The 249-nt window shown below is 66.7% G+C and carries 1 pseudogene; it reads right to left on the bottom strand.

What is annotated here, in order from left to right:
- Positions 1-122 (bottom strand): annotated as a pseudogene (locus EN738_RS36720) (LysR family transcriptional regulator); the annotation flags it as partial.
- Positions 123-249 lie beyond the last annotated feature (127 nt).

The raw sequence follows: 249 nt of genomic DNA, 5'->3' as shown, positions 1-249 counted from the left end.
AGGGTTTCGATGAGTTGCGCACCCGCCTGTGTCGGAGCGACGCTGCGCGTCGTGCGGGTCAGCAACCTCATCCCGAGCCGCTCCTCGAGCCGGCGCACCGTTTGGCTCAGCGATGATTGGGACTGGCGCACCGTGTCGAGCACCGAGCCCTTCACCGAAGGGCGGCTGGAGAGCGAGCGCGGCAACGACAAGGTCGTCATCGTGCTCACCGACGGCGAGAACACCTATTCGACGGTCAGCAGCGACCCG

Source organism: Mesorhizobium sp. M4B.F.Ca.ET.017.02.2.1, from assembly GCF_003998955.1.
Taxonomy (GTDB): domain Bacteria; phylum Pseudomonadota; class Alphaproteobacteria; order Rhizobiales; family Rhizobiaceae; genus Mesorhizobium; species Mesorhizobium abyssinicae.
Note: the sequence above shows the minus strand (reverse complement) of the source record. Positions and strands in the feature narration are given on the sequence as shown.